This is a genomic window from Heyndrickxia sp. MSNUG (assembly GCF_049532715.1).
Lineage (GTDB): Bacteria > Bacillota > Bacilli > Bacillales > Cytobacillaceae > Mesobacillus.
Genome location: NZ_CP150978.1, coordinates 830,692 through 845,166, shown reverse-complemented (window position 1 = coordinate 845,166; position 14,475 = coordinate 830,692). Strand labels below are relative to the sequence as shown.

Annotated in this window: 18 protein-coding genes; 4 read left to right on the top strand and 14 right to left on the bottom strand. The window is 42.2% G+C overall.

Annotation, left to right across the window (positions count from 1 at the left end; genetic code table 11):
- Window positions 1-113: 113 nt before the first annotated feature.
- The gene (locus AABM38_RS04185; RefSeq protein WP_335375303.1) at window positions 114-269 is read right to left on the bottom strand and encodes an RAxF-45 family protein; all 156 of its coding nucleotides are present in this window, start codon (window positions 267-269) and stop codon (window positions 114-116) included.
- A 679-nt stretch (window positions 270-948) separates the two neighbouring features.
- Here AABM38_RS04185 and AABM38_RS04180 point away from each other — a divergent pair.
- Window positions 949-1,143: a hypothetical protein gene (locus AABM38_RS04180; RefSeq protein WP_335375304.1), complete on the top strand. Its 195-nt coding sequence runs from the start codon at window positions 949-951 to the stop codon at window positions 1,141-1,143.
- A gap of 35 nt (window positions 1,144-1,178) precedes the next feature.
- Here the strand turns inward: AABM38_RS04180 and AABM38_RS04175 are convergent, their stop codons facing one another.
- The 6 genes from AABM38_RS04175 to AABM38_RS04150 all read right to left on the bottom strand — a co-directional run bounded on the left by AABM38_RS04175 (window position 1,179) and on the right by AABM38_RS04150 (window position 5,322).
- Window positions 1,179-1,358 carry a hypothetical protein gene (locus AABM38_RS04175; RefSeq protein WP_423409278.1) on the bottom strand — a complete coding sequence of 60 codons (180 nt, stop codon included), beginning with the start codon at window positions 1,356-1,358 and terminating at the stop codon, window positions 1,179-1,181.
- Between the two features lie 93 nt (window positions 1,359-1,451).
- Window positions 1,452-2,084 carry a response regulator transcription factor gene (locus AABM38_RS04170; protein WP_335375306.1) on the bottom strand — a complete coding sequence of 211 codons (633 nt, stop codon included), beginning with the start codon at window positions 2,082-2,084 and terminating at the stop codon, window positions 1,452-1,454.
- Window positions 2,077-3,123: a sensor histidine kinase gene (locus tag AABM38_RS04165; RefSeq protein WP_423409277.1), complete on the bottom strand. Its 1,047-nt coding sequence runs from the start codon at window positions 3,121-3,123 to the stop codon at window positions 2,077-2,079. The genes AABM38_RS04170 and AABM38_RS04165 overlap by 8 nt, the downstream gene beginning before the upstream one ends.
- Window positions 3,120-3,854 carry a cell wall-active antibiotics response protein LiaF gene (liaF, locus tag AABM38_RS04160; protein ID WP_423409276.1) on the bottom strand — a complete coding sequence of 245 codons (735 nt, stop codon included), beginning with the start codon at window positions 3,852-3,854 and terminating at the stop codon, window positions 3,120-3,122. The genes AABM38_RS04165 and liaF overlap by 4 nt, the downstream gene beginning before the upstream one ends.
- A 195-nt stretch (window positions 3,855-4,049) precedes the next feature.
- Window positions 4,050-4,694, bottom strand: coding sequence for a PspA/IM30 family protein (locus AABM38_RS04155; RefSeq protein WP_423409275.1), 645 nt, complete (start codon window positions 4,692-4,694; stop codon window positions 4,050-4,052).
- Between the two features lie 283 nt (window positions 4,695-4,977).
- Window positions 4,978-5,322 carry a flagellar basal body rod protein gene (locus AABM38_RS04150; protein ID WP_423409274.1) on the bottom strand — a complete coding sequence of 115 codons (345 nt, stop codon included), beginning with the start codon at window positions 5,320-5,322 and terminating at the stop codon, window positions 4,978-4,980.
- 218 nt (window positions 5,323-5,540) lie between these two features.
- Here AABM38_RS04150 and AABM38_RS04145 point away from each other — a divergent pair, with 218 nt between their 5' ends.
- The gene (locus tag AABM38_RS04145; RefSeq protein WP_423409273.1) at window positions 5,541-6,041 is read left to right on the top strand and encodes a hypothetical protein; all 501 of its coding nucleotides are present in this window, start codon (window positions 5,541-5,543) and stop codon (window positions 6,039-6,041) included.
- A 383-nt stretch (window positions 6,042-6,424) separates the two neighbouring features.
- Here AABM38_RS04145 and safA read toward each other — a convergent pair whose 3' ends face one another.
- The gene (gene safA / locus AABM38_RS04140; protein WP_423409272.1) at window positions 6,425-7,039 is read right to left on the bottom strand and encodes a SafA/ExsA family spore coat assembly protein; all 615 of its coding nucleotides are present in this window, start codon (window positions 7,037-7,039) and stop codon (window positions 6,425-6,427) included.
- A 140-nt stretch (window positions 7,040-7,179) separates the two neighbouring features.
- On the opposite strand from safA, the gene AABM38_RS04135 reads away from it, so the two are divergent.
- Window positions 7,180-7,332: a hypothetical protein gene (locus AABM38_RS04135; RefSeq protein WP_423409271.1), complete on the top strand. Its 153-nt coding sequence runs from the start codon at window positions 7,180-7,182 to the stop codon at window positions 7,330-7,332.
- Between the two features lie 68 nt (window positions 7,333-7,400).
- Here AABM38_RS04135 and AABM38_RS04130 read toward each other — a convergent pair whose 3' ends face one another.
- Together AABM38_RS04130 and AABM38_RS04125 are read right to left on the bottom strand one after the other, a co-directional pair.
- The gene (locus AABM38_RS04130; RefSeq protein ID WP_423409270.1) at window positions 7,401-7,958 is read right to left on the bottom strand and encodes a general stress protein; all 558 of its coding nucleotides are present in this window, start codon (window positions 7,956-7,958) and stop codon (window positions 7,401-7,403) included.
- A gap of 136 nt (window positions 7,959-8,094) precedes the next feature.
- Window positions 8,095-9,291, bottom strand: a complete 1,197-nt coding sequence (locus tag AABM38_RS04125; RefSeq protein WP_423409269.1) for a CBS domain-containing protein — start codon at window positions 9,289-9,291, stop codon at window positions 8,095-8,097.
- Between the two features lie 227 nt (window positions 9,292-9,518).
- Between AABM38_RS04125 and AABM38_RS04120 the strand changes: the two genes are divergently transcribed.
- A complete protein-coding gene (locus AABM38_RS04120) occupies window positions 9,519-10,385 on the top strand; it encodes a YitT family protein (RefSeq protein WP_423409268.1) in 867 nt (288 codons plus the stop codon).
- 261 nt (window positions 10,386-10,646) lie between these two features.
- Here the strand turns inward: AABM38_RS04120 and AABM38_RS04115 are convergent, their stop codons facing one another.
- From AABM38_RS04115 to AABM38_RS04100, 4 genes are all read right to left on the bottom strand, one after another.
- On the bottom strand, window positions 10,647-10,781 hold the full coding sequence (locus AABM38_RS04115) for a hypothetical protein (RefSeq protein ID WP_335375317.1): 135 nt from the start codon (window positions 10,779-10,781) through the stop codon (window positions 10,647-10,649).
- A gap of 24 nt (window positions 10,782-10,805) precedes the next feature.
- Complete coding sequence (locus tag AABM38_RS04110) at window positions 10,806-12,293, bottom strand: amidase family protein (protein WP_423409267.1); 1,488 nt, start codon at window positions 12,291-12,293, stop codon at window positions 10,806-10,808.
- A gap of 163 nt (window positions 12,294-12,456) precedes the next feature.
- Window positions 12,457-13,602 carry a DEAD/DEAH box helicase gene (locus AABM38_RS04105; protein ID WP_423409266.1) on the bottom strand — a complete coding sequence of 382 codons (1,146 nt, stop codon included), beginning with the start codon at window positions 13,600-13,602 and terminating at the stop codon, window positions 12,457-12,459.
- 263 nt (window positions 13,603-13,865) lie between these two features.
- Window positions 13,866-14,297 carry a hypothetical protein gene (locus AABM38_RS04100; protein WP_423409265.1) on the bottom strand — a complete coding sequence of 144 codons (432 nt, stop codon included), beginning with the start codon at window positions 14,295-14,297 and terminating at the stop codon, window positions 13,866-13,868.
- Between the last annotated feature and the right edge of the window lie 178 nt (window positions 14,298-14,475).

The window sequence follows — 14,475 nt, the reverse complement described above, 5'->3', positions numbered from 1 at the left end:
TGCACCAGTTAAGACGCAAAAAAGCCAGGGGCAGACTGCTCTGCTCCTGGCTCCAAATATCACTGAATACAAAAGGAGGGCATAGTGCCCTCCCTATTCACCGATGCTTGTTTTTAAGCGGGAAAAGAGATGATCCTACCGTTTTGTTTTGATATTGAACTGCTAAAAAAGGGCATACGTATCCCGTTGGCAGCTGCAACAGCAAATTTTGCACGGCAAAAATAAAGGAATTCATTCCAGAATCCGCGTACAAAAACAGTCTTGATCATCTCTCTTCACCTCCGTTCATTAAATATTCATTCTTATCTTACTATTCATTTAATAGTATAGCAAGTTTTTTCAAAAGTGTTCTTGTAGAAAATCACGTTGATATTGTTGCCAGATGTTACAGAAAAATACGGGGTGATTTTTCAGGGGATCGTTTTTTAATGGCTTTTAATGACCATTCATCCGTGGGAATCTCCTGCGAGTGGTCATTACACGGTTTCTTATGACCTTTCATCAGGTGAAATCCCCAGCGAGTGGTCATTACACGAATTATTATGACCATTCATCAGTGAAAATCCCCAGCGAGTGGTCATTCCACACCTTATTATGATCACTCATCAGTTGAAATCTCCTGCGTGTGGTCATTACACAGCTTATTATGACCACTCATCAGTGAAAATCCTCAGTGAGTGGTCATTACACGGCTTATTATGACCACTCACTCTCATAAAAACCCTCAGCGAGTGGTCTTTATTTATAGCTGCTAAAAAATGTCCTCCTTCAAAATTTTCAAATAAAAAAGACCTTAATCAAACGTTTGATTAAAGTCTATCCAAGCCCGTCGTTTCGGGTTTTCTCGTATTAAATATCAATTTTTCCCATTTAAGATAATCTTTTGGTTTTAGCGTTTAAGGCATCTTCCTTCGCGGGTATTGACTAGTAACAAAGGAGTGGGTGGCATTGCTTAGACACGTGGAACTTTCAGATTACCAGCTCTGGATGTGTAAAAAAATAAAGGAAAAGTTAGCTGAAAAGCATGACTATATAAATAGCGCTTCCCATTACCCAAATGAATTTGAGGAACGGGAAGTCATATCCATAGCTTTAAGCGAAATGCTTTTGAAATTAGACGTAATCGACAAAAAAGTGACTTAGATTCCGGGGGGCCAATCGGCCTCTTTTTTGTGCCGTTATTCGATGAAATCTTTATTTCGGTCTTTCTTTTTCAGCTCTTCAAGAATGTCCTTTAAAATCGTTTCCTGCCTTTTAGTACTTGTTACCAGCATTACAAATAAAGCGATCATGACGATTGGAACACCTATTGATGCCATGATTCCAAAGAAACCAAATAAACCCACGAGTCCTTCCATACCATACTCCCTCTTTGTTTAGGATAGCTTTTAAAACTATTCATTCTAAACAACAATGAGCTTTAGAACGCATATCGAAAATCAGCCAAACTCTTATTTCACAAGCGAATGCCTAAAAGCATAGATGACGGCCTGTGTCCGGTCCTGCACCTGAAGCTTGCTCAAAATATTGCTGACATGCGTTTTAACAGTCTTTAAAGCTATAAATAGCTCGTCAGCAATCTCCTGGTTGGTCTTACCCTCGGCAATCAGCTTCAGAACCTCCATCTCGCGCTCTGTCAGCTCTTCATGCGGCAGCAGCGTATTTTTTTGGCGCATTTTCATCATCATTTTCCCAGTCACTTCGGGCTCTAGTACCGGCTGTCCCGAGTATGTAACTCTTACAGCGTTCGCGATTTCACTCGCCTTCGAGGTTTTCAGCATATAGCTCGTCGCGCCTGCTTCCAGTGCTGGATACACTTTTTCATCATCAAGGAAGCTTGTTACGATGATGACTTTCGCTTCCGGCCACTTTTCGATAATCTGCCTTGTCGCTTCAATTCCGTCCATTTCCTTCATGACCAGGTCCATCAGGATAATATCCGGTCTCAATGAAAGAGCCAGCTCGACTCCCTCCTTGCCATTTCCTGCTTCGCCGACAACCTCAATATCAGGCTGTGCCGACAAATACGATGAAACTCCGATCCTTACCATTTCATGATCATCAACAAATACCACTTTAATCATGCTTCTCACCCGCCACCACTAAAATTGGAACCTTGACTTCAAGCCTGGTTCCTTTATTTTCAACACTGACAATCTTCAGTGTTCCGCCGATTTCTCCGGCGCGTTCATGCATATTCTGGAGGCCATAAGATCCTGCTTTCGTTTCTTCCACTTTAAAACCAAGTCCATCATCCACAACCCGCATGATTACCTTGTCGTCTCTTTTAATCAGCAGCACTTCAAGCTGCTCTGCCTTTGAATGGCGCAGTGTATTTGAGACAGACTCCTGCAAAATGCGGAACAAGTGGTCTTCCACTCCCTTATCCAAAGGAAATGGCTCTACCTTCCACTTTATATTCATCGTGACTTTTTGCTTTAATTCGATTAAAAGCTCCTCGATTCCTTCCTGCAGGCATTTCCCTTTCAGAGCTACTGGACGCAGGTGCAGGAGCAATGCCCTCATTTCAAGCTGCGATTGATGGATCATTTCCTCGACCATTTTCAGCTGCTTAGCTTCACGGTCCTCGGAAGGAGCTTTTGTTTCATTGATCGCTGACATCATCATCGATGCCGCAAACAGCTGCTGGCTGACCGAATCATGAAGCTCTCGGGCCAGGCGGTTCCGTTCCTGCGATATGATTTCCTGGATCCGCGATTCCTGCTCTTCCGCTTTTTCAGTCGCGAGCTTCTGGGAGAGCATCGCCTTTTCAGAAATCTGCTTATAAAGCTTTTCAACACGTTTGGATATCGATAAAATTTCCGCGAAAGCCTGGTTTTGCTTAACTTCCGGCTGTTGACCTTCCTCCAGCTCGAACAGCCAGCTGTCAACGGCTTGAAATTGCCTGCGCCAGTAAGTCCCAGACGCAATTCCAAATGCAATTCCGAGCACGACGCTAATACTGAAGGAAAAAATGATGAAAGGAATGTCCATCAGCTCACGGTTCCATAAATCAGAAAGCCTGGCGATTGGAAACACCAGCAAATAAGATAAAGTCAAAGCTGCAAATAGAATAATTCCAAGGGTCAATCCCCATAAAATCTGGCGCATGATTGAGGTCATATTCTTTTCACCTCGATATTCCCAATGACCATCGACGTGAAGATTTTGACCTTTTGCTCTGCCTCATCATACCCTGGCGTCTGGAGGAACAGGCTTTGATTCAGCACCCTGCCTTCCTGATGCTCAAACACCTCGGCTGACCCAGCAACTGCAGAATGTCGAACGGTTACTTCTAAATCATATGGGACGAAGATTTTCACATTCCCGATCATTTTACGTATGAACACGACGGTTTCACCCTTTGGCAGAACGGTCAGGCTAAGATCTATTACACTGTCACCGACACCTGTCTGAATGTTGACGTCGTTCCACTCATACACATGGGACGGCGTCTCCTGAGGGCCAAACAGACGATTTTTAAACAATGGCGGCTTTTCGATGATCAGTTCCTTCTTCTTTTCGATTTCCGGCTCTTGTAAAATCGGCGTTATGAACTCCGGCTTCTTTTTCGACTGAGCAAACTGGTATGCAAGATAAATCAGCACAGCCAAAAGGAAAAACCTGAAGGTCATCATGCTGAAGACACTGCTCAGGAAAAAGAATATTCCTCCCCAGAACAGGAGCTTCCCCGACTTCTTTGGCATCAAACTGCGGCCAAAATAAATCATCGCCCCGCTTGCAAGAAGGGAGAAAATCAAGCCTTCATTAAAAAACGAGACTTCCAGCAATAGCAGAATCGCTCCAGTAATGGCAATCCAGCTGATATAGTCATTCTTCACTTTGTTTAACACACTGCTTTCCTCCTTTCCTCTTAATCTTTTACATGGCTGTATTGACACTTCTTCAGAGGTTTTTGGAATTACCTTGAACCAGCCCCTTTTTTAAAACGGAAAGCATTTTTTGAGGAATTTTTGATGAAGTCCTTTCGGGGTGATATCCAAAAGGCGCAGATGCCTGCGCCTCTTTAGAATACCATGTTTTGCCTATTAAATAGAATGTGTTTCTTTACTTTTAAATTCTTTTTCCAGCTGGGCGATCCTGCCGTCAATCGTATTGCGATAGTGAGAGGTTTTTATTTTTTCCTCAAGATTGTCCAGATACGTCTCCATATCAGCAAATCGGGAATATGCTTTGTCAGAGTAAGAATTGTTATCCAGTACTTGATCCATTCGGTAGTGTGCGCGAGTGACATTTTCACGTCCCATCAATTCCAGCCTGCGGATATGCATATCTTTTAACTTATGCTTCATATCTTCATATTTTCGCTCAAGCTCGAGCTGCTGCTTTGCTGCATTCATTAATGCCTCCTGCAGCCTTGCAGCTCTTTCCTCATACTGAGCCTGCTCCTGGCTGGCAAAACCTTGAAGCTCTGCTTCTCCTGCTCTCATCGCAATCTCTGCCTGGTACTTGCGCTTTTCCGCCATCTCAAGAGCCTGATGATGCTCGCGAGTGAACTGGTCCTTCAGTTGGCTTTGACGCTCAAGGAGTTTCCTCACCTTTTCTGTTTCCACTTCACATTCACGAAGATACTGGTTCAGAAGCGCGATTGGATTTTGATTTTCTTTTTTGTCTAGTGCCTCGTGAAGATCTGCCATTACCGTGTTTTTGATTCTTGTTAATAGATTTGCCATTTTAGTTTCTCTCCTTTAATTGGTCATTTTTTTAAAAAAATTGTCTGTGTTAAACTTGTCTGTTGATTTCCGCTCCAGGCGCTTGCTTTCCGGGGGGCGTCAGGTGAGCCTCCTCGTCGCTTTGCTCCTGCGGGGTCTCACCTTGGCCGCTAATCCCCCAGGAGTCAAGCGCCCTCCGCTCCAATCAACAACCGTTAAATTAACATTGTCCTTTAACACAGCCTTTAAATTGGTGAAGCCGGCTTTTAATATACTGCTCAGCCATTCATGTAACTGGTCAAACTTAGTTGTTTTTCATCTGAGCCCATTGCTTTTCGAAATTTACGAAAGGGTCATTTTCTTCGTAGACTGCTTTCTCTTTTTTGTCCCAGTTTTTATACACAAGGTAAAGGACATATGCAGCTGCGATTCCCAGGATCGCTGGTACGTTAGATGCTGTCGCCATCAGGATGATGAAACCTGCGATTCCCCAGCCAATTTTTCCGGCTGTTGAATTTGTCTTTAAAAATTGCTTCACTGCAAAGTACAGCACGAGCAAGCTGACTGCCAGCCCCACAAGCGGTCCAAGGTTCGAAATCAGCACCATCGCAGCAATACCGCCGGCAACGACTAAACCGAATTTTTTCATTTTCAATTCCTCCTTATCTCTTATGGTTTAATCTTACCTTTATCGCGAAAAGTCTATAACGTGCCTGAGCTTGATTTTCAAGTAAGACCTGAGGCTTAGATGCGGGCAGGACTGGCGGAACTGCGCTATGAAGAGGGTTGTGGGCAAAGGAAGATATTAGCTGTTATAGAGAGGTTTTAACGGGTATCAAATAGAAGGTATCGAGAGGAGGTCATCACATGTTTGGATTGCATGATATCATAAAATTTCTTTGGTCATTCTTTTTGATTTTACCGATGGTAATTATCGTTCATATACTTGGTCATATTACTTTTGCAGCTATTTTCGGCGCGAAAGGAATTAGAGTAAGACTTGGCAGCGGGAAAAGACTCTTTTCTTTTTGGAAAATCGATATACACCAATTCTACTTTTGGTCGGGAGACTGTGAATTTGAATATGTAACATTCGATAATCGATTATCAAAGACCATCATTTTATTAGGAGGCTCACTTTTTAACCTGATAAGTATGCTCTTGCTTAATCTTTTAATCTGGTTCGACTTATTCGAACCCAACATAATGGCTTTCCAATTTATCTATTTTTCGTTTTACTACTTGTTCTTCGCCCTGCTTCCGATGGATTATCCAGGAGGAGCACACAGCGATGGCAAAGCCCTGTACCGCTTATGGAAAAAAGGCGAACGAGGTGTTTCATCGGTTGACTGCCAGTACAGATGTTAAGCATCAAAATTGAAAATGCCGGCCAGATTTTTAATCTGGGCCGGCATTTTTTTTATAAAGAAAGATTTCTACAGCAAATCGAGCGGTTTCCCTTTAAAAGTCCGAGCAAAAAAAGACTTCTGCTCCATTGAGTTGGGTTTATTACTTGTTTGGTTGAATTTATTACTTTTTTGTTCTGGTTTATTACTTGTTTGTTCTGGTTTATTACTTGTTTGGTTGAATTTATTACTTGTTGTAGGGATTTTATTACTAGTTAAGGAATTATTACTTTTCGGGTAATTTTCGGAACAATGATCCCAAGCAGAATTCATAAGTCCCAAATGACCTAGACCAAATAAAAGTCAACCCTGCAATTTCAAGCAGCAGGGTTATGAATAAAGCTTTCACTTCGTTATAAACAGCTGTGTCCAATAATGTCCGTAATCTCCGCCTGGTGCATAGCCGGTTCCAATATGGGTGTAGGTGCCGTTCAGGATGTTTTTCCGGTGAGCAGGACTGTTCATCCATGACTGGACGACTTCCCCTGCTGTTCTTTGTCCTGCAGCGATGTTCTCGGCTGCACTGCGGTAGGAAACGCCGAAGTGCCTCATCATGTTGGACGGATCACCGTATGTAGGACTTGTATGGGAAAAGTAATTTTTATCTCTCATATCCGCTGACTTAAATTTGGCTACCCTTGATAACTCCCCATCTGGCACAAGCGGTTTGAGGCCAAACCTGGCACGTTCAGCGTTTGTCAGTCTGATGACATCATCATCGATTGATATCGCTGTGCCGGCACCTAAGCCTGGTATATTGATTTTTTGTCCTGGGTAGATCAGGCTGGGGTTGTTAATTTGCGGGTTCGCCGCAATGATTTCCGAAAGTCCGACTTGGTATCGCACTGAAATTTTCCACATAGTATCACCTGGCTGGACAGTATGTACCTGCTGTGCAAACGATATGGCTGGGACCAGCCAGAATAGCAGGAATACTGCCAGTATTACTTTCTTTCCCATTATTCATTCCTCCTCGAATGTTAGGATGAGAAATTTTTTGGAAAATATACTTTAAAATGCCACTCAAGCTTTTTTTCCTTCATAAGAGAAAGCATCATCAATATGCTGCATATAGTTTTAATAAGGGAGGAATGCACATTATGGGCTATCTTTGGGTGATGACCATCGGTTTTGTCATTTGTCTCGGCATGGCTGGCGCAGCATTTATGTACGGTATTTTTTCTTCATTTAAAATGGAAGACGCTAGTCGAATTGATTTACTTGATACAAGAAATGAGGATGATAAGACCTGAAGTCTATCATTCTATTAAAATGCCAAAAGGCTGCCAAATGCTTGGCAGCCTTCTTTTATGACATATACTTAAAAGTCTCTAGTGTTGTCTAATCGTGTGTTAGCAGGATTGTCCGAAGTCAAAGGTGCATCGACTGGATCTACCACGCCAGTTCTCGTTGTGTCATTAAAGCCAACACGGTTTTCGTCGCGCTCAACAACAACAAGGATTTTTCCTTCTTTTACATAGCCTTCATAACGGTCTGCTTCATCTTCAGGGATTCCCATTCCGATCAGTGCGCCAGCTAAACCGCCAGCACCTGCTCCTACTGCCGCACCTGTAAGTGTTGCAGCGATTGGTCCCGCAGCGACGATTGGCCCGATACCAGGAATCGCTAATGCGCCAATTCCGGCTAATAACCCTGTAAGGCCACCTAAAATGCCGCCTGTTGCTGCACCCGCAGCAAGACCTTCCTCTGTCTTCGTACCGGTAGCTTCATTGATGTGATCAACCTCATCATCGTTTTTGCTAATAACAGAGATGTCTTCTGTTGAGTACCCTTGTCTTTTCAAGTCCTCAACAGCCTGGATTGCTTCACGCTCGTTATCGTATACTCCAACTAGATGTTTTTCATGTTCATAATACATAATAAAAGCCTCCTTTAGACGAGTAGTCTTTTTTAATGGACGTGTTGTCCTTTTTAAAGATACCCGTATAATAGGGGTGCAAACATAATGTCGAATGGTTTGCAAGGGTTATTTTAAAAAATATTGTAATTTTTAATCAATCTTCTGCAGTATCGCTGTCTAAAAGATCCCATGGTGTAATGACGCCGATCGGCTTGCCATGGCGGTCACCTGTTTCCGTAATGATGACAGCCTGAAGTTTTTTTCCTCTTGTGTGATAGCGTTCAAACAATTCTTCAATTTCATAGAGTGACGCATCCTCGGTCACGAACGTGACGAAGTAATTCTTCCCTTTTGTTAAAAGTTCTTTGATCCGTACATCTTCAAAATGGATGACTTCACTTGAGAAGTGTTTCGCCATCCACTGGATGATTTCCGTGGATGTGAGAAGCGCAACATACTTATCATCCTTGTCGTACACAGGGAATCTTGTAAAATCGAACTTATTTATGACTTTAAGTACATCTTTAAGATAAGCATCCTCATAATAGTAGAATACCGGACTTGTCGCAATAGAAAGTGCCGTCTGCGGCTTTTCAAACTCCCGGCAAATCTCCTCGATGCGTTCAACGACCTCGATATGCGGCTCGGCGATATAGAAATCCGCATTCACTCTTTCATGGACAATTGCATTACGAAGCTTTGCGAACTGGTGCAAATCACTCTTATATTTGCGGATGAGCGAATGGTTTTTATGACCTGAATATAACAGTTCAACAAACGCATCGCTTTCTGTTTCCTTGACCATCTCCCTTAAAGCCTTGTGAATCCTGTTAAAAGCGGTCTCGAATTTGCCGGACTGCTCCTTATGATTGACCTCTTGTGCTTTTTCATCATTGCTTGCTTCTTTTTCTGCGTTGCTGCTTTGTTTTTTCGTGTCATTTGTTTGAGCTTTATTGTCTTGTGAGAGCTGAGATTCTGCGTTGATCTTCTGATTTTCGTTTTGATTTAATTGCTTATCATCATTGACGTTTGATCTTTGCTTCCGGTTATCCCCTGTTCCATTCGGTCGTTCTGAGGATTTGTTATTGCGGATTTGCTGCTTATTTCTTTTATCCCCTTGCTCTTGTTTCTCCACACCATTTTGTTTCTTGCCTTTTGGGCGTGGCTGTCGAGTTTTCTTTTCGGTGTCATCTTCATTACGTATTTTTTTCGTTTGTACCTGTTGGTGTTCCTTGACGTGCTGATCTTTATTGTTAATTGAATTCTTATTTTTCTTTTGTTCTTTGTCCTGTGTATTTAAAACAGTTTGCTTTTTATTGGATCTATCTTTAACTTGAGTATCATTAGCCAAAATGGTCCCTCCAAAATTCATATCATCTTACATTATTGTTACTACCCTAAATACCTGTTTTTGTAATCCTGGTTATATAATCTAAAAATACCAGAACAGCTGGATGGTTGGCCTCTTTATTTTTTTTCATTATAAAAGTTTGTTACAATTAATGGTGTACATACATGGTTTCCATTTAACATATTGAAGGTTTGATTGAAATTTTATAAAGAAAAGAGTTGGATTTTTTGGCAACAACAAAGAAAAAACGATTGGTAAAAGAAATTAAACAGGTGGTCATGATTACGATTGGGGCAATCGTAGCGGCATTTGGGCTTGATATGTTCCTCGTACCTAATGCAATTTTGGATGGAGGAGTGATCGGTCTATCTATTATTGCGGGTGAATTAACCGACATTTCAATGAGTATCTTTTTAATTATCTTCAACATCCCGTTCCTCTATATTGGTTATTTGAGAATGGGTTGGAAGTTTACGCTCCGCACTTTATATGGAGTTGTGATTTTATCAGGGGCCACTGCCTACCTGCACCATTTTGACCGCGTTACCGATGATTTATTTTTAGCAACGATTATTGGTGCCGTAATCCTGGGTACAGGTGTTGGTCTTGTGATCCGGGCTGGCGGCGCATTGGATGGGACAGAAATTATCGCCATCCTCGTAAGCAAAAATCGTACCGTGTCAGTCGGACAAATCGTGATGATCATGAACTTTTTCATCTTTATTTTAGCGGCCTTGTTAGTGTTTAGCTGGGAGACAGCCATGTACTCCATCATTACCTACTTTATAGCATTTAAAATGATCGATGTTGTTGTGGAAGGTATGGAGGAATTAAAATCAGTGACGATTATTTCAGATATTCCTGAGGAAATCGCTGAAGCATTATTAAGGGAACTAGGACGAGGGATGACGTATATTCATGGCGAAGGGGTTTTCACGAACGAGCCTAAAAAGATCATCTATACCATTGTGAGCCGTATTGAACTGTCCACACTGCGTTCTACCGTCCATGATTTGGATCCAAATGCGCTAGTTGCGATCGAGAATGTCGCCGATGTAACGGGAAGTAACTTTGGGAAGAGTAATGCGCATTGATTTGACAGGGAATTCTGCTGTAATCAGGCATTCAATGCTGTAAACAGAGTGTTCTCTACGAAATGGAAGGTAATTTCTACGGAATATAATTTATTTTCTACGATATCCTGGATAATCTCTACGAAATAAAAGGTATTTTCTACGGAGTTTCTAAATAATCTCTACATTCACCATCTACTGGAAACACTCTTGTGCAAACGACAAGGGTGTTTTTATTTGCATGTAAAAAAGTGCCCCGCATTCCGCCGGGACACTTCACTTTTAATCGATTGGATTGTTCATCTTCTTTTCTTTTTGACCGGTTGTGAATTCGACCAGTTCTTCAGGTGTATTATTACCTTTTTTCTTATTGTTATTCCGCTGTGCATTTGCATTGCCAAGCTTTGTTTTACCCATGCTCTCTCGCTCCTTTTGGTGGATTCAAGAAGTAGTATGGATTTTTTCCTCGGTGTTTATTCTGAGTTGAGGTGCTCTCCGTACCATTGTTGCCTGCTCGTATGCATAGGCCAGCTTAATCAACAACGGTTCGCTGAAGGCCGTCCCTGTAAAAGTAATGCCGACCGGCTCACCTTCTGATGTATATCCGGCGGGAACAGTGACTGATGGGTACCCTGCTTTCGAAGGAATCGTCGAACCGTCCATCGGAAAAAGAATCGCGTCCACATTGTACTCCTTCAATACGTAGTCGACACCCTGCTCCCTGGACATATAGAGGTTATATTCAAGCTCATTCAGGTATTCAGCCTCCGTCAACGTTCCGCTTGTCTCTTCAGATTCAAGCAAAATCTCCTGGCCGTACTTCAGCGTTTTTTCGCCATGCTTATAATTGAAAGCAATCACATCAGCAAGCGTCCTGACTGGAATGTTAGGAGTTAACCTACTTAGATAAGCATTTAAATCAGCCTTGAACTCATAGCTAAGCACTTTATAGCCCCACTTCGCCTTTGATGCAGGAATCGCCACTTCGACTACTTCAGCACCAAGCTCTTCAAGCTTATCAACCGCTTTTTGAAAAATTTGCTCCTGGTCCTCTGATAATTTTCCAATATACTCCTCACGGGCAATCCCGATTTTAGCGCCCTTCAGCCCTTTACTATGAAAGAGATCGTTGTTTTCGAATTCCGGCAATGCCAACATGGTCGCAGGGTCTCCTGGATCCTGTCCGGCAATTGCTTTTAAAAGGTAAACCGCATCTTTTACAGTTCGTGCCATTGGACCAGCTGTATCCTGTGTATGGGCAATCGGAATGATTCCCGACCTGCTGACTAGACCGACAGTCGGCTTGATTCCAACAAGAGAATTTTGAGATGCCGGATTTAAAATCGAACCGTCCGTTTCTGTTCCAACCGCAACTGCAGCCAGGTTCGCAGCAATGGAAGCGCCAGATCCTGCACTCGAGCCGCCAACATCAAATTTTCCATGTCCATAAGGGTTCAGAACCTGGCCGCCTCGCGAACTATACCCGCTCTTCATCCCATTCGCCATGAAGTTTGCCCATTCCGTCATATTCGTTTTGCCAAGGATGACCGCTCCTGCTTCCCGAAGCTTTGCAGCTACAAAAGAATCCTTAGGGGCAATCGAGTCCTTCAGCGCCAGCGAGCCCGCACTTGTATGCATTTTATCGTGTGTGTCTATATTATCCTTCAGCAGCACTGGAATTCCATGAAGAGGGCCTCTAGCTCCTTTCAGCTTGCGCTCCGAATCAAGCGCAGCCGCGATATGTAATGCGTCTGGATTCAATTCAAGGACAGAATGGATCGTTTTATCAAAAACAGCAATCCTAGCCTGGTACATCAACACAAGATCATGCGAAGTCAGCTCGCCGCTCTCCATTTTCGCTTGCATATCATCTATAGTAGCTTCAGGAAGCCACTCTTCCATTAAACTTTTTAAACGAGGATTATTCATTTTTAGGTTCCTTTCCAATTTAAACTACACATATATATTCTTAATTTTTATTGAAAGTCCTTTTTTAAAAAGGCTTTGATAAACTTGCCCATTGTTTTCGCTCCAAGCAGCATTAAACCCACAATAAAAAAAGCCACAGGTTTCCCCGCAGCTTTACGAAATATTATTTTGCAGCTTCAACCATTTTACCTTGATAAAATTCTGCTAAAACTGGCTCAATATTGAGCGCTTTACAGAACTTCTTCAAATCGCGCTCTTCACGTTCGTTGACGATGGAGATGACGGTTCCTTCTGCTCCAAAACGACCAGTCCTGCCTGAACGATGGATGTATTGGTCCAGTTCCCTTGGAAGGTCAAAATGGACAACATGGGTCACGCCTTTAATATCGAGTCCTCGAGCTGCGATATCCGTGACGAGAAGCATTTCACTGTCGCCTTCTCGGAACTTCTTTATATAACGCTGGCGGTCCTGCTTCCCAAGGTCACTGTGAAGCTGGCCGACATGGATGTCCTTGAATTTCAGCTTGTCAGCTGCGATTGTGAGGTTGGCGATATCTTTTATAAAAACAAGTGCCTTTACCCCTTTAAGTCGGGCGATTTTTTCAAGAATTTTAATTTTGTCGCGCTGCTCGCTGACAAAGTAGATGTGGTCCACGTTTGCAGCCTCGATCGTTTCGTCTTTTTTCACCTTGATCACTTCAGGATCTTTCGCCAAATTTTTAACCGACTTTTCAACAGCCGGTGGAAGAGTCGCGGAAAAAAGAAGCAGCTGGCGCTGGTCAGCCAGTGTAGCCTTGATGATGTTATTTATTGTTTCGCTGTGCTCCGGAGTCAGCAGCTGATCCCCTTCATCAAGAACAACCGTCTGGACTTTATGCATCTTCAGCTTTTTCTGCTTGATCAGTTCATATGTCCTGCCAGGTGTCCCGACAATGATGTGCGGGCTCTTCTTCAGCTTATCAATCTGCCTTTTCAGGTTGGCTCCGCCAATAAGAGTAGCCGCTTTAAGCTCGGTGCCCTCTCCCCACTTCTGGATTTCAGAAAGGATTTGCATGACGAGCTCCTGCGAGGAAGCCAAAATGACTGCCTGTGTATTCTGCATCTTCGGATCGATTTTATTTAAAACCGGAAGCAGGTATGCTAGCGTTTTGCCAGTACCAGTCGGCGATTCCGCAATCACGTCTTTTCCTTCTATTATTAAAGGAAGCGTTGTGGACTGAACAGAAGTTAACGTTTGGAAGCCTGCTTTTTCCCAGGCCTGCTGGAGGAACGGTTTCAATTGAGCAATAATTTGTTGAGTGTCTGACATAATTTTCTCCTTCAACTTAAATCTTCATAGTAATGATACTAGCTAAAACGGATTCATAAGTCCAGTATTGCCGTGAGGTTTTGCAATTAAAAGCCGTGATGGAGATTACAGCTTTAGTTTTCGGGATAAAACATTGATCTTTATTTAGCTCTTCCTCACTTACCTTTATAGTCGATTCAAAGATTGTATGTTTAAATTGATATTAAAATCCCAAATATATTACCATACTAAGTCAAACAAAAAGAGCAGGCATACCTGCTCTTTTAATTTTCCACCAGAATATTTTTTAGTTTTTGGGCATCTTCTTTGTCTAAGGTTCCTAAAGCCTTCTTTTCTCTGTCAACAATCGTTGCTGATGCCACGCCTTGATTAAACCATATAAAATAATCAAATAATCTTTCTGGCATATTTTTATCAGTCGTGAAGAACAAAGTGGCTTTCACATCTTCTTTTCTAGCCATTTCAGACTTTACGTTCTGTTCCCACTCTATTTTTGCAAATAACCCTCTTAAAGCTTTAATGTTTTCTTCCTCTGTAATGATTGTTTCATTGTCGCTGTTTTCACCTGTGAATATTTGAACATCTACTCTAGTCAGTTGGTTTAAGTCAAACTCTTCAGGGACTTCATTTGAACATCCGGTAATCGTTATTAAAATAATAGTGAAAATAGATAAAATGACAAAATTTCTTTTCATTTGAGAACCTCCGAAAATTTTGCTTTTCTAAGTATATTCGACACTTCTCATTTAAGCCCTTTTAACCTATTTCATTAGGCATTCACTATAAACATAAAAATAGCAGCTTAAACAGCGAAAACATTCAGCTTAAAAAGAGCCATATCAATAAAAAAAAGACAGACCAATAAAATGCTAT